The 22,662-nt window shown below is 72.6% G+C and carries 18 protein-coding genes and 1 pseudogene; 14 read left to right on the top strand and 5 right to left on the bottom strand.

The genetic code is table 11. The features are described 5' to 3' along the window. The first annotated feature begins 260 nt into the window (after positions 1-260). The 6 genes from QK442_RS08945 to QK442_RS08920 all read left to right on the top strand — a co-directional run bounded on the left by QK442_RS08945 (position 261) and on the right by QK442_RS08920 (position 9,801). Positions 261-1,748 carry a M4 family metallopeptidase gene (locus QK442_RS08945; protein ID WP_282693393.1) on the top strand — a complete coding sequence of 496 codons (1,488 nt, stop codon included), beginning with the start codon at positions 261-263 and terminating at the stop codon, positions 1,746-1,748. A 593-nt stretch (positions 1,749-2,341) separates the two neighbouring features. Then, positions 2,342-3,844 (top strand): aldehyde dehydrogenase family protein, encoded by a 1,503-nt coding sequence (locus QK442_RS08940; protein WP_282693326.1) that lies wholly within the window; start codon positions 2,342-2,344, stop codon positions 3,842-3,844. 126 nt (positions 3,845-3,970) lie between these two features. Next, complete coding sequence (locus QK442_RS08935; RefSeq protein ID WP_282693325.1) at positions 3,971-5,515, top strand: GMC oxidoreductase; 1,545 nt, start codon at positions 3,971-3,973, stop codon at positions 5,513-5,515. Then, positions 5,515-6,816, top strand: coding sequence for a glycine betaine/L-proline ABC transporter ATP-binding protein (locus tag QK442_RS08930; RefSeq protein WP_282693324.1), 1,302 nt, complete (start codon positions 5,515-5,517; stop codon positions 6,814-6,816). Before QK442_RS08935 ends, QK442_RS08930 begins: the two co-directional genes overlap by 1 nt. Continuing rightward, entirely contained in the window at positions 6,813-8,807 is a 1,995-nt protein-coding gene (locus QK442_RS08925; RefSeq protein ID WP_282693323.1) for an ABC transporter permease subunit, read from the top strand. Before QK442_RS08930 ends, QK442_RS08925 begins: the two co-directional genes overlap by 4 nt. A gap of 34 nt (positions 8,808-8,841) precedes the next feature. After that, positions 8,842-9,801 (top strand): ABC transporter substrate-binding protein, encoded by a 960-nt coding sequence (locus QK442_RS08920; RefSeq protein WP_282693322.1) that lies wholly within the window; start codon positions 8,842-8,844, stop codon positions 9,799-9,801. A gap of 67 nt (positions 9,802-9,868) precedes the next feature. Here the strand turns inward: QK442_RS08920 and QK442_RS08915 are convergent, their stop codons facing one another. Then, entirely contained in the window at positions 9,869-10,315 is a 447-nt protein-coding gene (locus tag QK442_RS08915) for a hypothetical protein (RefSeq protein WP_282693321.1), read from the bottom strand. A 112-nt stretch (positions 10,316-10,427) separates the two neighbouring features. Between QK442_RS08915 and QK442_RS08910 the strand changes: the two genes are divergently transcribed. Continuing rightward, on the top strand, positions 10,428-10,988 hold the full coding sequence (locus QK442_RS08910) for a TetR/AcrR family transcriptional regulator (RefSeq protein ID WP_282693320.1): 561 nt from the start codon (positions 10,428-10,430) through the stop codon (positions 10,986-10,988). Between the two features lie 27 nt (positions 10,989-11,015). Here QK442_RS08910 and QK442_RS08905 read toward each other — a convergent pair whose 3' ends face one another. After that, positions 11,016-11,918, bottom strand: a complete 903-nt coding sequence (locus QK442_RS08905) for an NADP-dependent oxidoreductase (protein WP_282693319.1) — start codon at positions 11,916-11,918, stop codon at positions 11,016-11,018. Positions 11,919-12,086: 168 nt separating this feature from the next. Here QK442_RS08905 and QK442_RS08900 point away from each other — a divergent pair, with 168 nt between their 5' ends. The 6 genes from QK442_RS08900 (at position 12,087) to QK442_RS08875 (ending at position 17,269) form a co-directional block, all read left to right on the top strand. After that, positions 12,087-13,028, top strand: coding sequence for a helix-turn-helix transcriptional regulator (locus tag QK442_RS08900; RefSeq protein ID WP_282693318.1), 942 nt, complete (start codon positions 12,087-12,089; stop codon positions 13,026-13,028). Positions 13,029-13,044: 16 nt separating this feature from the next. Continuing rightward, positions 13,045-13,740 carry a SapC family protein gene (locus QK442_RS08895; RefSeq protein ID WP_282693317.1) on the top strand — a complete coding sequence of 232 codons (696 nt, stop codon included), beginning with the start codon at positions 13,045-13,047 and terminating at the stop codon, positions 13,738-13,740. 75 nt (positions 13,741-13,815) lie between these two features. Continuing rightward, on the top strand, positions 13,816-14,541 hold the full coding sequence (locus QK442_RS08890) for an HNH endonuclease family protein (RefSeq protein ID WP_282693316.1): 726 nt from the start codon (positions 13,816-13,818) through the stop codon (positions 14,539-14,541). 58 nt (positions 14,542-14,599) lie between these two features. Continuing rightward, positions 14,600-14,953 carry a hypothetical protein gene (locus QK442_RS08885; protein ID WP_282693315.1) on the top strand — a complete coding sequence of 118 codons (354 nt, stop codon included), beginning with the start codon at positions 14,600-14,602 and terminating at the stop codon, positions 14,951-14,953. Positions 14,954-15,218: 265 nt separating this feature from the next. Continuing rightward, positions 15,219-16,880, top strand: a complete 1,662-nt coding sequence (gene ctaD / locus QK442_RS08880) for a cytochrome c oxidase subunit I (protein ID WP_282693392.1) — start codon at positions 15,219-15,221, stop codon at positions 16,878-16,880. Next, positions 16,877-17,269, top strand: a complete 393-nt coding sequence (locus QK442_RS08875) for a cytochrome c oxidase subunit 4 (RefSeq protein WP_282693314.1) — start codon at positions 16,877-16,879, stop codon at positions 17,267-17,269. Before ctaD ends, QK442_RS08875 begins: the two co-directional genes overlap by 4 nt. Before the next feature lie 16 nt (positions 17,270-17,285). On the opposite strand, the pseudogene QK442_RS08870 reads toward QK442_RS08875, so the two are convergent. After that, positions 17,286-18,915, bottom strand: a pseudogene (locus QK442_RS08870) (cytochrome bc complex cytochrome b subunit). Positions 18,916-19,135: 220 nt separating this feature from the next. Here QK442_RS08870 and QK442_RS08865 point away from each other — a divergent pair. Then, on the top strand, positions 19,136-19,720 hold the full coding sequence (locus QK442_RS08865; RefSeq protein ID WP_282693313.1) for a hypothetical protein: 585 nt from the start codon (positions 19,136-19,138) through the stop codon (positions 19,718-19,720). 28 nt (positions 19,721-19,748) lie between these two features. Here QK442_RS08865 and hpnR read toward each other — a convergent pair whose 3' ends face one another. Both hpnR and QK442_RS08855 read right to left on the bottom strand, forming a co-directional pair. After that, positions 19,749-21,245, bottom strand: coding sequence for a hopanoid C-3 methylase HpnR (hpnR, locus tag QK442_RS08860; protein WP_282693312.1), 1,497 nt, complete (start codon positions 21,243-21,245; stop codon positions 19,749-19,751). 112 nt (positions 21,246-21,357) lie between these two features. Beyond that, complete coding sequence (locus QK442_RS08855) at positions 21,358-22,497, bottom strand: aromatic ring-hydroxylating dioxygenase subunit alpha (RefSeq protein WP_282693391.1); 1,140 nt, start codon at positions 22,495-22,497, stop codon at positions 21,358-21,360. Positions 22,498-22,662: the final 165 nt, after the last annotated feature.

Below are 22,662 nucleotides of genomic sequence, written 5' to 3'. Positions count from 1 at the left end.
ACGGGAGGGGTCCCGAACCGCTCTTCCGCGAAAGCCCGTTCGCCCCGGATAGCGGACGCCTCGCTTCACCCTTCGGACAACAGATGGTCAAATCCTTGTTGCATACCTGTCAAAAAACCGATTCTGCTGGCACGCTCGCCCCTCGCGTCATCCCCCACACCGCCCCCACGCGTTTCAGCGAAGGAGCCCGCGTGATCCGCCAGCAGTCCTCGCACCGCCGCACCGTCGTGCGCACCGCCGCCCTCGCCGCCTCGGCCGCCATGGTCGTCGTCGGATTCCAGACCGGAACCGCCGGCGCCGAGGTCTCCCGGGAGGCCGGGGCCACCGCCCTCGCCCTCAGCGCCCCGCAGCGCGCCGCCGCGATCCAGGAGGCCCAGGCCTCGGCCGTCGCCACCGCCCGGGCGATCGGCCTCGGCGACCGGGAGAAGCTGGTCGTCCGGGACGTCGTCAAGGACGCGGACGGCACCGTCCACACCCGCTACGAGCGCACCTACGAGGGCCTGCCGGTCCTCGGCGGCGACCTGGTCGTCCACCGGAAGAAGAACGGCGCCCGCTCCACCACCAAGGCGACCCCGGCCCGCATAGCCGTCCCGACCACGGCCGCCGAGCGGACGCGCGAGGGCGCCCGCAAGGTGATCTGGGCCGCCACCGGCAAGCCGGTCCTCGCCTGGGAGAGCGTCGTCACCGGCCTTCAGCACGACGGCACGCCGAGCGAGCGCCACGTCATCACGGACGCCACCACCGGCAAGGAGCTCCACTCCTACGAGGCGATCGAGACGGGCGTCGGCAACACCCGGTACAGCGGCCAGGTCACCCTCGGCACCGCGCCCGGCTACTCCCTCACCGACACCGCCCGCGGCGGCCACAAGACGTACGACCTGAACGGCGGCACCAACGGCACCGGCACCCTCTTCACCAACTCCACCGACACCTGGGGCAACGGCCTGGCGAGCCACCGCGAGACCGCGGCCGCCGACGCCCACTACGGCGCGGCCGTGACCTGGGACTTCTACAAGAACGAGCTCGGCCGCAACGGCATCCGCGGCGACGGCGTCGCCGCCTACTCCCGCGTCCACTACGGCAACGCGTACGTCAACGCCTTCTGGTCCGACCAGTGCTTCTGCATGACGTACGGCGACGGCGCCAACAACCTCAAGCCGCTGACCTCCCTCGACGTCGCCGGCCACGAGATGACCCACGGCCTGACCGCCGCCACCGCCGGCCTGCGCTACAGCCGCGAGTCGGGCGGCCTCAACGAGGCCACCTCCGACATCCTCGGCACCTCGGTGGAGTTCTTCGCGAACAACGCCTCCGACGCCGGCGACTACCTCATCGGCGAGAAGATCGACATCCGCGGCAACGGCACCCCGCTGCGCTACATGGACAAGCCGAGCCGGGACGGCAACTCCGCCGACTACTGGTCGAAGAGCCTCGGCCGCCTCGACGTCCACTACTCCTCGGGCCCGGCCAACCACTTCTTCTACCTGCTCGCCGAGGGCAGCGGCGCCAAGACCATCAACGGCGTCAGCTACGACTCCCCGACCTACGACGGCTCCACCGTCACCGGCATCGGCCGCCAGGCCGCCTACAAGATCTGGTACAAGGCCCTCTCGGTCTACATGACCTCCTCCACCGACTACGCCGGCGCCCGCACCGCCACCCTCTCCGCGGCGACCGACCTCTACGGCGCGAACAGCGCCGAGTACCACGCGGTCGACGCCGCCTGGAAGGCCGTCAACGTCAAGTAACCGGCCGCACCCTTCAGTTGCTTTCCTCCGCCCGGCGCTCCCCGCGCCGGGCGGAGGCGTATGTGCCGCGCGCCGTACGCGGCCGGGTCGTCACGGGGGCGCTCGCTAACCAATTCCGGGGAGGTCAAACCACCCGGCCGCCGACAATGGCATAACGTTCGGATTGCGACCGTGGCATGCTGCAAATGTGTTACCTCTTCGTTATCAAGTGACCATTTGCCCTTGGTTGTGCCGTTTTGCTCAAACATCTTGTTGAGCTTGTCACTTTCTGGGGATCGCAGGCGGCTCGGGCGATAACACTCTGAATTGCCCGGCGCAAGGCTCTCGCCTCATGCGATTTCACTTTCTGCTGGGTAACTTCGGCCCGCATGACCACTGCCCGTACTCCGGCCTCCCGCCGGTGGCGGCGGCCTTGGGCGGGTCCTGTCTCGGTGAGCCCCGCGGCCCATGGCCGTACCGCGCCGACGGTCCGCCCCGCGTTCCCGGCCCCTTCCCCCTCCGCCGGCCGCCCCCGCACGGCGGCGGGGCGGCGGGAACGCGGAGACACGGGGACGGCGGAGCTCGTCCGCCCGGAGAAGAAAGCCACTTGACTCTTGTTGACACGAACGACCATTCACACGGGCGGCTCCTGGCGCGGCGCGCTGAGCGGTGAGACGCGCGACGTCCTCGACCCCGCGGACGGCCTGCCCTTCGCCGAGGTGGCCGAGGGGGGCGAGGCGGACGCCGACGCCGCCGTCGCCTCGGCGCGCGCCGCCTTCGACTCCGGTGTCTGGCCGGGCACCCCGGTGGCCGAGCGGGCCGCGCTGCTGCGCCGCACCGCCGACCTGCTGGTCCGCGACCGCGAGGAACTGGCCCTCCTGGAGAGCCGCGACGCCGGGAAGACCGTCGAGGAGGGACGCGTCGACGTCGACTGCGTCGCCGACGCCTTCCGGTACTTCGCCGACCTCGTCGTGGCGGAGGGCGCGGGCCGCGTCGTCGACGCCGGCAGCGACACCGTGCACAGCGTCGTCGTCCACGAGCCGGTGGGCGTCTGCGCCATGATCACCCCCTGGAACTACCCGCTGCTCCAGGCCAGTTGGAAGATCGCCCCGGCGCTCGCCGCCGGAAACACCTTCGTGATCAAGCCGAGCGAGATCACCCCGCTCAGCACCGTGGCCCTCATCGCGCTCCTCGCCGAGGCCGGGCTCCCCGCCGGCGTCGCGAACCTGGTCACAGGACCCGGCCACACCGTCGGCGCCCGCCTCTCCGAGCACCCCGACGTCGACCTCGTCTCCTTCACCGGCGGCCTGACCAGCGGCGTGAAGGTGGCGCAGGCCGCGGCCCCCGGCGTCAAGAAGGTCGCCCTCGAACTCGGCGGCAAGAACCCCAACGTGGTCTTCGCCGACGCCTGCGAGACCGCCGACGGCTTCGACACCGCCGTCGACCAGGCCCTCAACGCCGCCTTCATCCACAGCGGCCAGGTCTGCTCCGCCGGCTCCCGGCTGATCGTCGAGGAGTCGGTGCGCGAGCGGTTCGTCACCGAACTGAGCCGCCGGGCCGCCCGCATCCGGCTGGGCCGCGGCACCGAGAAGGACGTCGAGTGCGGCCCGCTGGTCTCCCGGGCCCAGCTGGAGCGCACCGAGGCGTACGTCGCCTCCGCGCTCGCCGAGGGCGCCGTGCTCCGCACCGGCGGAAGGCGCCCCGCCCCCTCCGCCGCCCGCCCCGACGGCGGCTACTTCTACGAGCCGACGGTCCTCGACCGCTGCCACCGCCGGATGCGCGTGGTCCGCGAGGAGATCTTCGGCCCCGTCCTCACGGTGGAGACCTTCCGGACCGAGGACGAGGCCGTGGCCCTCGCCAACGACACCGAGTACGGCCTCGCCGGAGCCGTCTGGACCACGGACGCCGCCCGCGCCCGCCGGGTCGCGGGCCGGCTGCGCCACGGCACCGTGTGGATCAACGACTTCCACCCCTACCTCCCCCAGGCCGAGTGGGGCGGCTTCGGCAAGTCCGGCGTCGGACGCGAACTCGGCCCCTCGGGCCTCGCCGAGTACCGCGAGACCAAGCACGTCTACCAGAACCTGGCGCCCCGTCCCGTGCGGTGGTTCTCCGGCTGATCCCGCGCGGCGGTGCCCCGCCGGCACCGCCCCCGGAGCCGCCCGTACGGCCTCCGGCAGCCGCCCGTACGGACCCCCGGAAGCCGCCCGTACGGAACCCCCCACGCCCCTTGGAGTGAACACAGCATGTCCGACCGCACCCACGACTACGACTACGTCATCGTCGGCGGCGGCACCGCCGGCTCGGTGATCGCCTCCCGCCTCACCGAGGACCCCGGCGTCACCGTCGCCGTCATCGAGGGCGGCCCGTCCGACGTCGACCGCCCCGACGTCCTCACCCTGCGCCGCTGGATGGGCCTGCTCGGCGGAGAACTGGACTACGACTACCCCACCACCGAACAGCCGCGCGGCAACTCCCACATCCGGCACAGCCGGGCCCGGGTCCTCGGCGGCTGCTCCTCGCACAACACCCTGATCGCGTTCAAGCCGCTGCCGTCCGACTGGGACGAGTGGGCCGGCCTCGGCGCCGCCGGCTGGGACGCCGCCTCGATGGACCCGTACTTCGGCAGGCTCCTCAACAACATCGTCCCGGTGGACGAGAAGGACCGCAACGCCATCGCCCGCGACTTCGTCGACGCCGCGCAGGACGCCCTCGGCGTGCCCCGGATCGAGGGCTTCAACCGCAGGCCCTTCCACGAGGGCGCCGGCTTCTTCGACCTCGCCTACCACCCGGAGGACAACAAGCGCTCCTCCGCCTCCGTCGCCTACCTGCACCCCTTCCTGGACCGCCCCAACCTGCACCTGTTCCTGGAGACCTGGGCGTACCGCCTGGAGTTCGACGGCACCCGCGCCACCGGCGTACGGGCGCGCACCGAGGACGGCGAGGACCTCCTCCTGCGGGCGGCCCGCGAGGTGATCGTCTGCGCCGGCGCGGTGGACACCCCCCGGCTGCTGCTCCACTCCGGCATCGGGCCGCGCGAGCAGCTCACCGAGCTCGGCATCGACGTCCGCCACGACCTGCCGGGCGTCGGCGAGAACCTGCTCGACCACCCGGAGTCGGTGATCGTCTGGGAGACCCACGGGCCCATCCCCGAGAACTCCGCGATGGACAGCGACGCGGGCCTCTTCGTCCGCCGCGACCCCGAGTCGGCCGGACCCGACCTGATGTTCCACTTCTACCAGATCCCCTTCACCGACAACCCCGAGCGGCTGGGCTACGAACGGCCCGCGCACGGCGTGTCGATGACCCCGAACATCCCCAAGCCGCGCAGCCGCGGCCGGCTCTACCTGACCAGCGCCGACCCCGAGGTCAAGCCGGCCCTGGACTTCCGCTACTTCACCGACGAGGAGGACTACGACGCCCGCACCCTCGTCGACGGCATCAGGATCGCCCGCAGGATCGCCGCGACCGAACCGCTGGCGTCCTGGCTCGGCCGCGAGGTCTGCCCGGGCCCCGAGGTCACCGGCGACGAGGAGCTGAGCGAGTACGCCCGCAAGGTCGCCCACACCGTGTACCACCCGGCCGGCACCTGCAGGATCGGCGCCGAGGACGACCGCCTGGCCGTCGTGGCCCCCGACCTGACCGTCCGCGGCCTGGAGAGCATACGGATCGCCGACGCCTCCGTCTTCCCGACCATCCCCGCCGTCAACCCGATGATCGCCGTCCTCATGGTGGGCGAGAAGTGCGCCGACCTGCTTGCCGCGACCACCACCCCGAAGGAGGCCGCCTGATGGACGGTCACGATCCCGTCTTCTCCGTCCGCGGCCTGTGGAAGGTCTTCGGACCCAAGGCCGACCGCGTGCCCGCCGACCCCCGGTACGCCGGCCTGTCCACGGCCGAGATCCGCGAACGCACCGGCTGCACCGCCGCCGTCCGGGACGTCTCCTTCGACGTCCGCCGCGGCGAGGTCTTCGTCGTCATGGGTCTGTCAGGATCCGGCAAGTCCACCCTGGTCCGCTGCCTGACCCGGCTCATCGAGCCCACCTCGGGCGAACTCGCCATGGACGGCGAGGACGTCCTCGCCATGGACCGGACCCGGCTGCGCGAACTGCGCAGGCGCCGCGCCGCGATGGTCTTCCAGCACTTCGGCCTGCTCCCGCACCGCACCGTCCTCGACAACGTCGCGTACGGCCTGGAGATCCAGGGCATGGCGAAGGCCCTGCGGCGGGCGAAGGCCCGCGAGGTCATCGCCAAGGTCGGCCTCGCCGGCCTGGAGGACCGCCGTCCGAACCAGCTCTCCGGCGGCCAGCAGCAGCGCGTGGGCCTGGCCCGCGCCCTCGCCGCCGACCCCGAAGTCCTCCTGTTCGACGAGCCGTTCAGCGCCCTCGACCCGCTGATCCGCCGCGACATGCAGGAGGAGGTGGCCCGGCTCCACCGCGAGGAGGGCCGCACGATGGTCTTCATCACCCACGACCTCGCGGAGGCCCTCAAGCTCGGCGACCGCATCGCCCTGATGCGGGACGGCGCGATCGTGCAGCTCGGCACCCCCGAGGAGATCGTCACCCGGCCCGCCGACGACTACGTCCGCGACTTCGTGCGCGACGTGCCGCGCGAGCAGATCGTCCCGGTCTCCCGCGCGATGCGTCCGGCCACCGCCGAGGAGGCGGACCGGGGCGCGGTCCTCGCCCCCGGGGCCACGGTCGCCGAGGGCATCGCCGCCGTCGCCCGCGACGGCCTTCCGGCCCGGGTCATGGCGGACGGCGCCCTCCTCGGCGTCGTCGACCACGCGCGCCTGCTCGCCGTGGTGGCCGGTGTGGAGCCGGGCGAAGCGGGGCCGCGTACGGGCGGTGACTCCGGTACGCGTACGGGTGCGGGCACGCCCGCCGTCCCGAACATGCGCAAGGGCGCGGACACCGGCCCGGGCACGGACACCGGAACGGACGCTGGTACTGGTACGAGCACCGGCACGGGCACGGACGCCGGCCCGGGTACGAGCACCGGCACGGGCACGGACGCCGGCCCGGGTACGAGCACCGGCCCGGCTACCGACGCCGCCGCGCCGGACACCGACACGGACCCGGTGACCGCATGAGTACCGCCACCAGTCCCACCCCTGCCCCCGCACCCACCCCGAGCCCGCCCGCCGGCGCCGAGCGCTCCCGGAAGCAGGCCGAGGCCACCGCCCCGCGCCGCCCCCGGCGGCTGCCCCGGCCCTCCGCCCCCGCGGTGCTCCTGGTCCTGGCCCTCCTGCTGCCCACCGCCGCCCTGCTCGCGGACGGCGGCTGGCCGCAGGCGCTGCGCGTGGACCTGGTCCCCAACCTGGACTCCTTCGCCGACTGGGTGGTCGACAACCGCGACACCCACCCCGTCTTCCTGTACTTCCTGCTGCACCTGTCCAACGCGGCCACCGACTCCGTCGCCTGGGTCCACGACCTGCTCGGCTCGGTCGGCTGGGCGGGCGTGCTCACCTTCGCCACCGCGCTCGCCTGGTACGCGGGCGGCGCGGGCCGCAGGGGCGCGGGACCGGCCCTCGTCGCCGTCGGCTCGCTGGCCGGCTGCGGGCTCCTCGGGCTGTGGGAGCAGGCGACCGAGACGCTCGCCCTGATGCTGGTGGCCGTCGTCGTCGCCTCCGTGCTCGGCCTGCTGCTCGGCCTGGCCGGCGGGCTCTCCGACACCGCCCAGCGGATCCTGCGCCCGGTGCTCGACACCATGCAGGTGCTGCCGTCCTTCGCGTACCTGCTCCCGCTCGTCCTGATCTTCGGCATCGGCACCCCGTCGGCGCTCATCACCACGGTGATCTACGCCGCGCCCCCGATGGTCCGGATGACCACCCTGGGCCTGCGCGGCGCGGACCCGGCGGTCCTGGAGGCCTCCCGGTCGCTCGGCTCGACCCCGTGGCAGCGGCTGTGGACGGCGCGGCTGCCGATGGCCCGGCCGCAGCTCTTCCTCGGCCTGAACCAGACGATCATGATGGCCCTGTCGATGGTGGTCATCGCCTCCGTCGTGGGCGCCGGCGGTCTCGGCGAGAGCGTCTACCAGGCGCTGAAGACCCGCGACTTCGGCCAGGGCCTCACCGCCGGCCTGGCCATCGTGCTCATCGCCGTCTGGCTCGACCGGACGACCGCCGCCGCCGGAGCCCGGGGCGGCGTCCCGGCCGGCCGCCGGGGCACCGGGATCGCCCTCGTGGTGGCCGGCGCGGGGCTGCTGTTCGGCTCCGCCGTGGGCCGCGACTGGCCCGAGGCGTTCACGGTGGACTTCGCCGCCCCGCTGAACACCGCCGTCGACTGGCTGGTCGGCGCGGTCTACCAGGACGTGCCCGTCCTCGGCGGCACCTCCGTGTGGGCGGGCACCTTCACCAGCTGGGTGCTCAACCCGCTGGACAGCGGCCTCCAGGCCCTGCCGTGGTGGGCCCTGCTGCTGCTCGCCGGTGCCGTGGCCTGGCTGGTCGGCACCTGGCGGGGCGCGCTGACCGCCGTACTGGCCCTGGCCTGCACCGGCGTGCTCGGCATCTGGGGCAAGTCCCTGTACACCCTGTCCCAGGTCCTGGTCGCCGTCGCCCTCACCCTGCTCCTCGGCTTCGCCCTCGGCGTCCTCGCGGCCCGCGTCCAGGCGGTCGAACGGCTGCTGCGCCCGGTCTTCGACGCCATGCAGACGCTGCCGCAGTTCATCTACCTCATCCCGGTCGTCCAGCTCTTCAACGCCGGCCGGGTCGCCGCGATCACCGCCGCGGCCGTGTACGCCCTGCCGGCCGTCGTACGGGTCACCACCCAGGGCCTCAAGCAGGTCAGCCCGGCCACCATGGAGGTCTCCCGCTCCCTGGGCGCCACCACCTGGCAGCAGATCCGCGACGTGCAGTGGCCGCTGGCCCGCCCGGCGCTCCTGGTCGCCGCGAACCAGGGCGTCGTCCTCGTCCTCGCCGTCGTCGTCATCGGCGGTCTGGTCGGCGGCGGAGCGCTCGGCTTCGACGTGGTCAAGGGCCTCACCGCGGGCGAGCTCGGCACCGGCCTGATCGCCGGCGCGGGCATCGTCTGCCTCGGCCTGGCCCTCGACAAGCTCACCCAGCCGGCCGGCGGCCGGCGCTGACCGCCACCTCCCCACACCCGAAAGGCAGTTCACCATGCCCAAGCTCACTCGTAGCCGTCGCGCCCACACGCTCCTCGCCGCGACCGGCGCCGTCACCCTGCTCGCCGTCAGCGCCTGCGGCGCCGCCGACACCGGCGGCTCGGACTCCAAGACGGTCAGCCTGCACACCCCCTCGTGGGTCGGCGCCGAGGTCAACACGGCCGTCGCCGCCTACCTGTTGGAGCACGAGCTCGGCTACAAGGTCAAGACCCAGCAGATGGACGAGACCCCGGCCTGGGACGCCATGAGCCAGGGCAAGATCGACGCGATCCTGGAGGACTGGGGCCACCCCCAGGAGGAGAAGCGTTACGTCCAGGGCAACAAGTCCGTCGTCCCGGCCGGCGAGCTCGGCGTGACGGGCCACATCGGCTGGTTCGTTCCGAAGTACCTGGCGGACCAGCACCCGGACATCACGGACGCCAAGAACCTCAACAAGTACGTGGACGTCCTCAAGACCCCGGAGAGCGGCGACAAGGGCCAGTTCATCAAGGGCGACCCGTCGTACGTCTCGCACGACAACGCCCTCATCAAGAACCTCGGCCTGAACTACAAGCCGATCGAGGCGGGCGCCGAGGCCACCCACCTCGCGCAGCTGGAGCAGCTCTACAAGAACAAGAAGCCGTTCCTCACCTACTGGTGGACCCCGCAGTGGATGAACGCGACCATGGACCTGGTCGAGGTGAAGCTGCCGCCGTACGAGGACGGCTGTGACGCGGACAAGAAGGCCGTCGCCTGCGCCTACCCGGACGTGCCGCTGAAGAAGTGGATGAACGCCGACTTCGCGAAGGAGGACAGCGACGCGGCGAAGTTCCTGAAGAACTTCAACTGGACGACCGAGCAGCAGAACCTCGTCGCCAAGTACGTCGCCGCCGACAAGATGACCGCCGAGAAGGCGGCCGAGAAGTGGGTCAAGGAGAACGAGTCCGTCTGGAAGGCGTGGCTCCCGAAGAAGTGACCGGCGGATCCCGCCACTTCGCGGCCCGGGGCGGCACCGTGTGGTGCCGCCCCGGGCCGCGCCCTTTTCAGGCCGTGACCGGGTTCGACTCCGCCGCGGCAGCCTCGCCGATGGCGGCGGCCAGCCCCTCGCCGGTGTACGCCACACCGCCCATGCCCCAGCCTCCTGCGGGGGCGTTGACGATGTTGACGCGCACGGCGTCGCGTTCGTGCCCGGGCGTCATGAGCGCGAAGGCGATGTCCGTGGCCCTCTCGACGAAGGCGCGGCGCGCCTCGACCGACGGCAGCCCGATGTCGGGCAGCTTCAGCTCGATCAGGACCAGGGACGCCGGGCTTCCCGCCGCGTGGACGTGCTGCGGGTCGAGCAGGTGCAGGACGCCGGCGACCATGGGCGTGAAGAAGGAGTTGCCGGTCAGTCCGCTCACGTCGATGAGGGCCTCGGTGAGGCGGGGGACGATCTCCCGCTCACCGGTCGGCGTGAGGGCTCCGGTGGGTGCGATGACGGCGATGGGCATGGGTGTCTCCTCGATCGTGCGACCTGGAAGTAGCTAGTACGTACGTACTAGAGGACTATGGAGTAGGATGTGCGTCCTAGTCAAGTGGGTGGGACCGGAGGAGCGAGGCGCGATGGCCAAGGAGACCCGGGGTCGGATGGTGGACGCCGCCGTCGGCGCGCTGCGCCGACGGGGCCTGCAGGGCATGTCGTTCACCGACGTCCTCGAACGGAGCGGCGCGGCCCGGGGGGCCATCTACCACCACTTCCCCGGTGGCAAGAGCCAGTTGGCCGCCGAGGCCGCCACGCAGCACGGCCGCGAGGTACGCGACCGGCTCGCCGGCCTGGGCGGCGCCACCCCCCAGGGGGTCGCCGCGGCCTTCGTGGAGTTCGCGCGCCCGGTCGCCGAGGCCGCGGCCCAGGGCTCCGGCTGCGCCGTCGCCGCCGTCACCGTTCCCGCCGACGAGGAGGACGGGGAGCTGTGCCGGGCCGCCGCCGCGGCCTTCGCCTCCTGGACGGAGGCGCTCGCCGGGGCCCTGCGGCAGGCGGGACTCGCCCCGGCCGACGCCGAGGAGAAGGCCGCCCTGCTGGTGGCCCTCCTCGAAGGGGCCCAGGTGCTGTGCCGCGCGAGCGGCGGCACGGAGCCGTTCGAGCGGGCCGTCCGGGCGGCCCTCGGTCTCTTCCCCGAGTCCTGAGGCCGGGGGCCGCTCCCGGAGTCCGTCTCAGAGGCCGAGGACCAGCTTGCCGCGCACCCGGCCCTCCTTGCTGACGCGGTGGGCCTCCGCCGCCTCCTCCAGCGGGAGGACCGCCTGGACCTCGACGTGCACGGCCCCGGAGTCGATGAGCGCGCCGATCCGCCGCAGCGCCTCGCCGTCGGGGGTGACGATCACGCGGCGGGCCGTGATGCCGGGGAGGCGGTGCGCCTCGTCCACGGGCTCCGGCAGGGTGATGAGGGTGCCGCCGGGGCGCAGCAGCCGCCAGGACGCGTGCTGCACCGGCCCGCCGACGGTGTCCAGGACGACATCGAAGGGGGCGGCGGCCAGTTGGGCGGTGGCCCGGTCGATCGGCTCGTCGACGCCGAGGCGGCGCAGGAACTCCAGGTTCCGGGCGGAGGCGGTGGCGGTGACGTGCGCCCCGAGATGGCGGGCGAACTGGACGGCGAAGTGGCCGACGCCGCCGGCTCCCGCGTGCACGAGCACCCGCAGGCCGGGCCCGGTCCCCGCCGCCTCCAGGGCCTGCCACGCCGTCAGTGCGGCCAGGGGCACGGCGGCGGCCTCGGCGTGGGAGAGCCGCGCGGGCCTGGGGGCCACGGCGGAGGCCGGCAGGACGGCCAGTTCCTGGTAGGCGCCGCCGTACGGGAGCGGCAGCATGCCGTACACCTCCTCGCCGACCGCCGGGCCGCCCGGCACCGTGGCCCGGACGACGCCGGCCACGTCCCACCCCATGCCCAGCGGGAACGGCAGGTCGTTGCGGACCGCCCCCTCGCGGTGCTTCCAGTCGACCGGGTTCACCCCGGCCGCCTTCACCTCCACGAGGACGTCCCCGTCGGCCGGCGTCGGTGCCGGCCGGCGGACGAGCTCCAGGACGCTTTCGTCGCCGTACCGGGAGAAGACCACTGCGCGCATGGGGGAGAGACTCCTGTCGTGTCAGGGGGGGCGGTGCGGTCGCACCTCGTCCACCTTCACGGCGCCGTGGCCCCGCAGCCATTACCCCCCGAGTACCGGGCAGGGAACGGCAGGGTGGTACTGACAGGGACAGGCGAAGCGCCGTCGCCGCCGCACATACTGGCGCGCATGAACGCAGCGAACGAGCTCGGCCGGTTCCTCACCTCCCGGCGCTCCCGGATCACCCCCGAGGAGGCCGGGCTCCCCGTCCTCGGCAGGCGCCGGGTCCCGGGGCTGCGGCGCGAGGAGGTGGCCGACCTCGCGGGCGTCAGCGTCGTCTACTACACGCGCCTGGAGCAGGGCCGGGCCCGCAACCCCTCCGACGCCGTGCTCGACGCCCTGGCCCGCGTCCTGCGGCTCGACCCGACCGAGCGCGCCCACCTGCGCGACCTGGCGCAACGGCCCTCCGCCGCGGAGCCGGAGGGGGACGGCGACGCGCCCGTACGGGACGGGCTGCGGCGTCTGCTTGCCGCGGTGGGCGCCGTCCCGGCGTACGTCCTGGACCCCGCGATGGACGTCCTCGACGCCAACGCCCTGGCCCGCGCCCTGTTCGGCGCCCCGGGGAGGGACCCGGGGTGGGAGCGGGACCGGGAGCGGGACCGGGAGCGGGAGGCGGCCCGGCGGTTCAACCTCGCCCGGCACGTCTTCCTCGACGCCGACGCCCGGGAGCTGTACCCCCGGTGGGCGGACGTGGCACGGCAGACCGTCGGCTTCCTGCGCCTGTCGGCCGGACGCCACCCCGGGGACGTCCGGCTGGCCCGGGTCGTCACCGAACTGAGCCGCCGCAGCGAGGACTTCCGGGAGCTGTGGGCGGGTCAGGAGGTGCGGGAGAAGACCCACGGCACCAAGACCTTCCGGCACCCCGTCGTCGGGGACTTCGACCTCGCGTACGAGACGCTCGCACTCCCCGGCGACGAGGGGCGGACCCTGGTCGTCTTCACGGCACCCGACGCCCGCGCCGACTCCGCGCTACGGCTGCTCGGCAGCTGGACGGCCCCCGCCCCGGCGCGCCTCGGCCCGGAGCCTGATAGCGTCACTCACGGATTCAATCTCCAAAAGCGTGAAATCTGATCGAGGGGGAGAGCCCATGCGATGGGTGCCGCTGAACAGGACGGACCACGCCTCGCTGCGCGTGGTCATGCCGCAGAACGCGCGTTTCGCCGCCGACGCCCACATAGCCGTCCTCAGCGCCGGCGAGTTCACCGAGGCCGCCCTGGCCTACCCGATCGTCTTCGCGGACAACGACGGCCATCCCGTGCCCTGCGCCCTGCTCGGCCTCGAACAGGGGAGCAACCAGTACGTCATGCCGGACGGGAACTGGCGCCCCCACACGTACCTCCCGCTCTCGGTCCGCTCCTACCCCTTCACGGCCATGGTCATGGAGGGCGGTGGCTTCGACGTCCTCGTCGACGCCGACTACACCGGCTTCGGCGCGCCGGAGGGCGACCGCCTCTTCGAGGACGACGGCGGCTTCACCCCCTTCCTGACCGGCGTCCTGGAGCTCCTGGGGCACTCCGCCCGCGAGACGGAGGCGACCCGGGGATTCGTCGCGGAGCTGCTCCGCCTCGATCTCCTGGTGCAGGAGACGATCACGCTGACCGACGAGGGCGGCTCCCTCATGGCCCTCGGCTCCTTCCGGTTCGTCGACGACGAGAAGCTGCGCAAGGTCCGCGGCCGCGACCTGAACCGCCTCCACGAGAAGGGCTACCTGGGCCTGATCCACGCCCACCGCGTCTCGGTGCACCACATGAAGAGGCTCATGGGGGAACTCGTCGGCGGCTGACCCCGGACGGCGCATCGGGATCGAACGGATACGCTGCCGGGCGTACGAGACCGTTCGAAGGGAATGCATTGGGTCATGGCGCGTCAGAAGCGGATACGCACAGCGGGTTTGGCGGCCGGACTGGTCCTGTTCGCGGTGGCGGGGTGCTCGGCGGAGGGCGGCGGCGTCCCGTCCCCCGGCGGGGACGCGAAGCCCTCCCCGACGCGCACGGGCGCGGCCGGCGGGGCTCCGGAGACGGACGCCGGGACGCTGCCCGGCGTGCCGACCGCCGAGCAGGCGCGTACGCAGCTCGCCGGGCTGAAGGTCGCCCCGCGCGGTTCGATGTCCGGGTACGACCGGGACAAGTTCCCGCACTGGGCCTCCCAGGGCGAGAGCTGCAACACCCGTGAGACGGTGCTGCACCGCGACGGCGCGGACGTCCGCCAGGACGACGAGTGCCGCGCCGTGTCCGGCACCTGGGTCAGCGTCTACGACGGGAAGACGCTCAAGAGCGCGGCGGGCCTGGACATCGACCACATGGTGCCCCTGGCCAACGCCTGGCGGTCCGGCGCGAACACGTGGACCCAGGAGAAGCGCAAGGAGTTCGCCAACGACCTGACCCACCCGCAGCTCCTCGCCGTCTCGGCCGCCTCCAACCGCTCCAAGGGCGACCAGGGCCCCGACGCGTGGCAGCCGCCGTCCCAGGCGTACTGGTGCACCTACGGCCGGGCCTGGACCTCGGTCAAGGCCACCTACGGGCTGTCGGTGACCACGGCGGAGAAGGACATGCTGGGGCGGATGCTGGACACCTGCTCCTCATGACCCCTCACCCTGCCCGCCCAGTAACGTGGACGGCGAGCACGACGAGCAGGGGGATGCGATGACGGGGATCGAGATCGCGCTGGTGATCCTGGCGAGCGGCTACGTGGCCGGAGGCGCGTACGACCGGTTCAAGAAGGCGCGCAGGGAGCGGCGGCAGGCGCAGGAGAAGGCGCTCAGCGGACCCGAGCCGGTCTGCGGCTGCCGCCACCACCTCGCGTACCACGACACGCGGGACGGCCGGTGCTACGCGGCGGTCAAGGACAAGCGCGCCAAGGGGGACGGCGAGGCCGTGGAGCCGCGGCAGTGCCCCTGCCGCCAGTACGCCGGCCCCGAACCCCTCGCGACGCTGTACGCCCCCGAGCTCGCCGACACGGCCGGCGAGCGGCCGAAGCCCCTGAACGCGGCCGAGTAGCGGGGGACCCGCCCGCCACCGGGTGAACCGGTGAATTCCAGCGCGTGTCGCCCCCGCGTCGGCCGTCCGGCGGCCCGCAGGCACCAGGATCGGTGCACGGGCCCGCAGGACGACGCATTGGGGTGGACGACGCATGAGACGGGACGACGCGGGACCGCCCCCGGCGGCGGAACCGGACGCGGAGCCGGGCGCGGAACCGGTGGCGGACACGACAGCGGACACGGCGCCCGGCGGGACCAGGGCGCTGCGGGTGGGGCACCGGATCATGGGGCTGCTGACCACCACGGACCACAAGGTGATCGGCTACCTCTACATGGTCACCGCCTTCGTGTTCTTCCTCTTCGCCGGCGTCCTGGCCCTGCTGATGCGCGCGGAACTCGCCCGCCCCGGCACGCAGCTCGTGAGCAACGAGCAGTACAACCAGCTGTTCACCGTCCACGGCACGGTGATGATGCTGCTGTTCGCCACCCCGATGTTCGCCGGCCTCGCCAACGCGGTGATGCCCCTGCAGATCGGCGCCCCGGACGTCGCCTTCCCCCGGCTCAACGCCCTCACCTACTGGCTGTTCCTCGTCGGCGGGCTCATCGTCGTGTCCGGCCTCGTCGTCCCGGGCGGCGCCGCCTCCTTCGGCTGGTTCGCGTACGCCCCGCTGAACGGCCCCGTCTTCTCGCCGGGCGCGGGCGGCGACCTGTGGACGATGGGCCTGGTCCTGTCCGGCGTCGGCACCACCCTGACCTCGGTCAACTTAATCGCCACCATCGTGTGCCTGCGGGCGCCGGGCATGACCATGTTCCGGATGCCGATCTTCACCTGGAACGTGCTCTTCACCTCCATCCTGGCCCTGCTCGCCTTCCCCGTGCTCACCGCCGCCCTGCTCGCCCTGGAGGCGGACCGCAAGTTCGGCGCCCACGTCTACGACGCGGCCAACGGCGGCGCTCTGCTCTGGCAGCACCTGTTCTGGTTCTTCGGGCACCCGGAGGTCTACATCGTCGCGCTGCCGTTCTTCGGGGTGATCACCGAGATCATCCCGGTGTTCAGCAGGAAACCGGTCTTCGGCTACCTCGGCATGGTGGGCGCGACCGTCGCCATCACCATGCTCTCCGCCGTCGTCTGGGCCCACCACATGTTCGCGACCGGCGCCGTGCTGCTGCCCTTCTTCTCGGCCATGTCGTTCCTCATCGCCGTGCCCACCGGGGTCAAGTTCTTCAACTGGATCGGCACGATGTGGCACGGCAGCCTCTCCTTCGAGACGCCGATGCTCTGGTCCCTCGGCTTTCTCGTCACCTTCCTGCTCGGCGGCCTCAGCGGCGTCCTGATCGCCTCGCCACCGCTCGACTTCCACCTCACCGACTCGTACTTCATCGTCGCGCACCTGCACTACGTGCTCTTCGGCACCGTGGTCTTCGCGATGTTCGCCGGCTTCTACTTCTGGTGGCCCAAATGGACCGGCCGCCTGCTCGACGAGCGGCTCGGCAGGATCCACTTCTGGACCCTGTTCACCGGCTTCCAGATCACCTTCCTGGTCCAGCACTGGCTGGGGGAGAACGGCATGCCCCGGCGCTACGCCGACTACCTCAGGGCCGACGGCTTCACCCTGCTCAACACGGTGTCCTCGATCGGCGCCTTCCTGCTCGGCCTGTCGACCCTGCCGTTCCTCTACAACGTCTGGCGCACCGCCGTACACGCCCCGCGCGTCGAGGTCGACGACCCCTGGGGGTACGGCAGGTCCCTGGAGTGGGCCACCTCCTGCCCGCCGCCGCGCCACAACTTCACCGCGCTGCCGCGCGTCCGCTCCGACTCGCCCGCCTTCGACCTGAACCACCCGGACTCCGGGGCCCCCACCCCGGACACCTTCCAAGGATCCGGGCCGTTGCAGCCGTCACGACCGTCACGACCGTCACGACCGTCGCACGAGGAGAGACCATGAGAACCGAAGCGGTCGTCTTCGCCGGAGTGGCGGCGTTCTTCCTCGCCACCGACGTCCTGTACGCGGTCTGGTCCCGCGAACCGGCCGGGACGGCCGCGCTGACCGTCTCCTTCCTCATGGCCCTCCTGGTGTGCCTCTTCTTCGCCCGCAACCACCGGGTGAACGGCCTCCGCCCCGAGGACCGCAAGGACGGAGAGGTACGGGAGCGCTCGGGGCCGCTGGACTTCTTCCCGCCGCACAGCGCCTGGCCGGTCCTGACGGCCGTAGGGGCGGGCGTCCTCGCCCTTGGCGTGATCTACGGGCTGTGGCTCGCGCTGATCGGCCTCGGCGCGCTCGCGGCGGGCGTGGCCGGCCTTGTCTTCCAGTACGCGGGTGAGGAGACCGGGTAGAAGGACGGTTCGCGCGTCAGTCGGCCCGCCGGGGCGGCTCCATCCGGCTCCGGACGCTCGCGCGCTCCTCCTCCGACGCCGGGAGCTCGACCCGGTGCCCCCGGAACCAGCGGCTCGCGGCGACCCGCAGGCGCCGGCGGCGGGTGACGGGCCCCTCGTCGGGGAGGGCGAGCGGCTCGGGCTCCTCCCGCATCAGCAGGCGGTACCGCACGGCCGGCTCCACCGGGCGGTGGCCCTCGGTCAGTTCGCCGTGGACGGCCTGCTCCACCCCTCCCGTCTCCTCGCCCTCCGCGAGCCGCCGCCGGTCGCGCTCCTGGAGCGCCAGGCAGAGGCTCCGGGTGATGGCGAAGGCGAGCAGCGGTGCCACGACCAGGGCGACGCGGAGCACCCAGGTGATCGCCTCGACCGACAGGCGGAACACGAAGGCCATGACGTCGTTGCCGCCGGCCAGCAGCAGGACGGCGTAGAAGACGATGCCGGCGACGCCGACGCCGGTGCGGACCGGGCGGTTGCGCGGCCGGTCGCACAGATGGTGCTCGGCGCGGTCGCCGGTCATCCACCGCTCGACGAGCGGGTAGAAGAGGAGGCCGGTGAACAGGACGCCGGGGAGCACCAGGGTGGGCACGAAGACGTTCCACATGACCGTGTGCCCCGCCACGACCGTGTCCCACGGCGGCATGAGCCGCAGCGCGCCCTCCAGGAACCCCACGTACCAGTCGGGCTGCGAGCCGACGGACACCAGGTCCGGCCGGTAGGGGCCGTAGTTCCAGACGGGGTTGATCTGCGCCACCGCCCCGAGGACCGTCAGCGAACCGAAGACGAGCAGGAAGAGGCCGGTGGACTTGGCGACGAACTGGGGGACCATGGGCTGCCCGACCGCGTTGCGGTTGGTCCTGCCCGGCACGGCCCACTGCGTGTGCTTGAGGTAGAAGACAAGCAGCAGGTGCGCCGTCACCAGGGCCACCAGGAGGGCCGGCACAAGGAGGACGTGGAGCACGTACAGGCGCGGGATCACCACCTGGCCGGGGTACTGCCCGCCGAACGCGGCCATCTCCAGGTTCGTGCCCACCACCGGGACCGACCCCAGGATGGTGGCGGCCGTCCGAAGGCCGGTCCCCGACAGCAGGTCGTCCGGCAGGGAGTACCCGGCGAAGCCCTCGAGGAGCGCCAGGATGAACAGGCCGACGCCCAGCGCCCAGTTCACCTCGCGGGGCTTGCGGAACGCGCCGGTGAGGAACACCCGGAGCATGTGCGTCGCGATCGCGGCGACGAACACCAGCGCCGCCCAGTGGTGCACCTGCCGGATGAGCAGCCCCCCCGCGCACCTCGAAGCTGAGCCGCAGCGTCGTGGTGTACGCCTGGGACAGCCGCTCGCCCTGGAGGGGCTCGTACGGGCCCGCGTACACGCTCTCGACCATGCTCGGGTCGAAGAACAGGGTCAGGTACACGCCGGTCAGCAGCAGCACGACCAGGGAGTACAGCGCGAGCTCCCCGAGCAGGAACGACCAGTGGTCGGGGAACGCCTTGCGCACCGCGCCGCGGCTGAGCTCGGACAACGGCAGGCGGGCGTCCGCCGCCGTGAACACCCGCTCCGCCGTCTCCCGGGCGCGGGTCGGCCGGTGGGAGTGACGCCTCCGAGGAAACATGGGCTCTCCTGACGGTCTTCGGTTCGGCATCGGTTCCGGCCGCGGGGTACGGACGCCGGGACGTCTCGGTCGACCCTCGCCCGCCCGGGGCCCCGGCCGTGTCCGGCCACGCCGACATGTGGGCCGCATGGAGGAACGACGAGGGCGCGACCGCCGCCCGCCCGGCGGCGCCGGTCCGTGCCGGACGACTGACGGCCGCTCCATCGGGAAGTCGCCCGGCATGGCCGGCGTACGTCCTCCTGTCCTGCGACTGCTCGCCGACGTGATCCGGGTCCTGGTGCTCGGCAGCGTCGCCTACGTCGTCTTCACCGCGCGCGACGGGGCCGTCATGCTGACGCTGCTGTTCCTGGCCCTGCTCCTGACGCGGGTGGCCCGGCTCCCCGCCCTGCTGGACCTGCTGCTGTGCGCCGCGCTGACCTGGGCGACCTGGTCGTCGGTCTTCCGGTGGTACGGGACGGCCGACTGGTACGACACCGCCGTGCACTCCGTCACCCCGGGTGTCGTGGCGGTCACCCTGCACGTGCTGCTCGCTCGCGGGCGCCTGCTGCCCCCACCGGGCGGCCGTGCCCTGCGCCGTGCCTCCGTCCCCCTGATCACCACCGCTCTGGGCGCCACGGTCGCCTCCGTGTGGGAGATGTACGAGTGGCTGGCCTCCGACGTCTTCGACGCCGCCGTCCGGGTCGGCTACGAGGACACGATCGCCGACCTGGCCGTGGGCTGCGCCGGATCGCTGGTCGCGGGCCTGATCCTCGCCCGGCGAGCCGCCCGCGCCTCCGGACCGGCCGGGGGCGGCGCTTCCCCATGAGCGGGGAGGCCGTCCCGGCGAGGGAGGACTACGGGGCGTCCTGGGCGGCGCTCCGGCCGGTGGCCGAGCGGGCGTGGACGTAGAGCTTGCGGCGGTCGCCGACGTCCAGGTGGCGGGGGAGGGGGAGTTCGTAGCGCACCGGGCGGTCGTGGTCGGCCAGTTGCCGCGCGGGGTTGTAGACGCGGTTGAACTTCCACAGCATGCGGGCGAAGTTCGTCTGGCCGCGGGCGAGGTTGCCGCCCAGGACGCGCAGGGCGCCCAGCGCGGTGCGCAGGCCCAGGTGCTTGCGGTTGATGACGGCCTGGGTCTTGACCAGTTCCCGGTAGAAGACGTCCAGGGGGAGGGTCGTGGGGACCACGGCGTGCTGGATGTCGAAGAGGCGGTAGTCGCGGGTGGTGAGCTTGCGGGACTCGGTGTGCCAGATCTCCGTTCCCGGGTAGGGCGTCATGACGGTCAGGTGCACGATCTCGGGGACGGCGAGGGCGAACTCCCTGATGACGCGGAAGCGCTCCTCGTCCCAGGCCGGGTCCACGATGAGGTTGATCGCCACGTCGATGCCGAGTTTCCGGGCGGCTTCCAGGGCGCGGAAGTTGTCGTCGGGGCTGACGCGCTTGCGGTACAGGTCGAGCCCCTCGGCGTCGATGGCCTCCATGCCCAGGAACATGTAGCTCAGGCCGAGCCGGGCCCAGCGCTGGAAGACCTCGGTGTTGCGCAGCAGGACGTCGCTGCGGGTCTCCAGGTAGTAGCGCTTGCGGATCCCGCGGCGCTCCAGCTCGGCGGCGATGGCGTGGCCGTGCTCGGGCCGGATGAAGGCCACGTCGTCGACGATGAACACGTTGGGCTCGCGGATGCTCGCCATCTCGGCGCCGGCCGCCTCGGGGGAGGCCTTGCGGTAGCTGCGGCCGTAGAAGGTCCAGGCCGAGCAGAAGGAGCAGTCCCACGGGCAGCCCCGGGTGAACTCGATGGAGGCGCAGGGGTCCAGTTCACCGATGAAGTACTTGCGCCGGTGGCGCAGCAGGTCGCGGGCCGGCAGCGGGCTGTCGATGCTGTGGAGCATCTGCGGTGCCGGGCCGCGGCCGGTCGGCGTGACGACGCCGGGGACGCCGTCCACCCCGCCGTCCCGTACGGCCGCGAGCAGGGACACCACGGCGGGCTCCCCTTCGCCGCGCACCACCGCGTCCACCGCCCCTTCGGCCTGGTCGAGCACGTCCTCGGCGACGAAGGACACGCTGTGCCCGCCGAAGAAGACGAAACAGCCCGGCGCCTCGCGCTTGGCGGCGTGGGCGATCCCGATCGCCTCCGGGATGTTCGCCAGGTAGTTCAGGGAGACGCCGAGGGCGTCGGGGCGGAAGGACCGGAACTCGCGGGCGAGTTCCCGCACGCCGCTGGTCTGGAGGTCCACGATCCGCACCTCGTGTCCCGCGTCGCGGGCCGCGCCCGCCACCCGTTCCAGGCCCAGCGGCTCAAGCCGCAGGAAGATCTCCGAGTACATCAGGGCGCTGGGATGGACGAGAAGCAGGCGCATGAACACCTCGGTGACGGCGGCTGAGCGAAACCGGGACGGGCGTTCCCACCGTCCCCCGAAAGGCCCATGGCACGGCGGTGCCGCGCCGACGGGCGTATGCCGACGCGCGGTTTCACCCGCCTGGCGGGGCGGTCGAAGGCCCCGGGCCCCCGGGGCCGTGCGGGTGCCCGGGAAGCGCGCCGTCGCAGGGGGCGGGCCGGGAGCGCAGGGGGACGCCGTTGGCGCGCAGCACCTCGCGGACGTCCAGGATCACCGGGAAGACCTCGTGGTTGCGGTCCTCTCCCTGCTCGTCCCATGCCCGCTGCTCCGCTTCGACGGCCATCCGGTCCTCGGCGAAGACGCGTTCGGCGAAACGGCGGATGAACGGCCAGGCCACGTGAAGGGCGGCGGGAACCGCCGGCTTCTCGATCATGAGCAGGCCGTAGGCGCGGCAGGTGCGCTGCTCGGCGTCCTCGGGGACGTACGCGGCCCAGAGCCGGAAGGCCGGGTGGTCGGCGTTCTCCGGAACCAGGTCGAGCGTCTGGTACGGGTACTGCGTACGGATGGTCATGACGTCGCTGGACGCCGAACCGCCGATGCCCTCGCCGGCCAGCAGTCCGGCGCTGCGGTTCCGCTTCCCCCCGGTGTGCGTGAACAGGTACCGGGCCTCCACCGACCGCCCGTCGGTCCGGTGGCCCAGGAGCTCCGGGTGCAGCTTGCCCACGACGCCGCGGTGGAGGAACTGGTGGTTCATGTCCAGCAGGTTCTCGTGCATGAAGGAGTAGTGACAGCGCACGGTCCGGGTGAAGGTCATGGTCCGGTACTTCGGCGAACCGTGGGCGGGCAGCTCCGGCAGCGCGGTCCTCGCCGCCTTCTCCGGGTCGCCGGGGAAGACGAACACCAGGCCGTACGCCTCGCGGACGGCGTAGCCGCGCACGCCGCGCGGCGGCCGGCCGTCCCCTTTGGCGAGGTAGGGGATCTGGGAGATGCGGCCGTCACCCCGGTAGGCCCAGGCGTGGTAGCAGCAGCGGAGGATCTCTCCCTCCACCACGCCCATGCTCAGGGGGACCTGCCGGTGGGCGCACCGGTCCTCCAGGGCGTGCACGGTGCCGCTCTCGCCGCGGTAGAGCGCGATGCGCTCCCCGGCGAACGCGGTCGCGTACGTCCGCCCCCGCCGCACCTTCCTCGACAGCGCGACCGGGTACCAGTGGTCCGGGTGCGCGCCCACGCGCCGCAGGTCGGGCAGGCCGGACAGGTCGGTGGAGGGCGGCATTGTACGCCACGCCTCCTGGGCGCCGTCGCCGCCGCCAAGCCGCGTCTCGGCCATACGCACTCCCTTTGCTCCGTCGGGTGGGACATCGGGCACACGGGGCTTCCGCGCGCGTGGCGGACCGGATCGGCGCCACCGGCCCGCCGGGCGGCGGACGAGGTCCGGCCC

Origin of the sequence: Streptomyces sp. CC208A (assembly GCF_030010625.1) — a bacterium.
Taxonomy (GTDB): Bacteria; Actinomycetota; Actinomycetes; order Streptomycetales; family Streptomycetaceae; genus Streptomyces.
The sequence above is the reverse complement of the archived record's forward strand: the minus strand, read 5'-3'. Positions and strand labels throughout refer to the sequence as shown.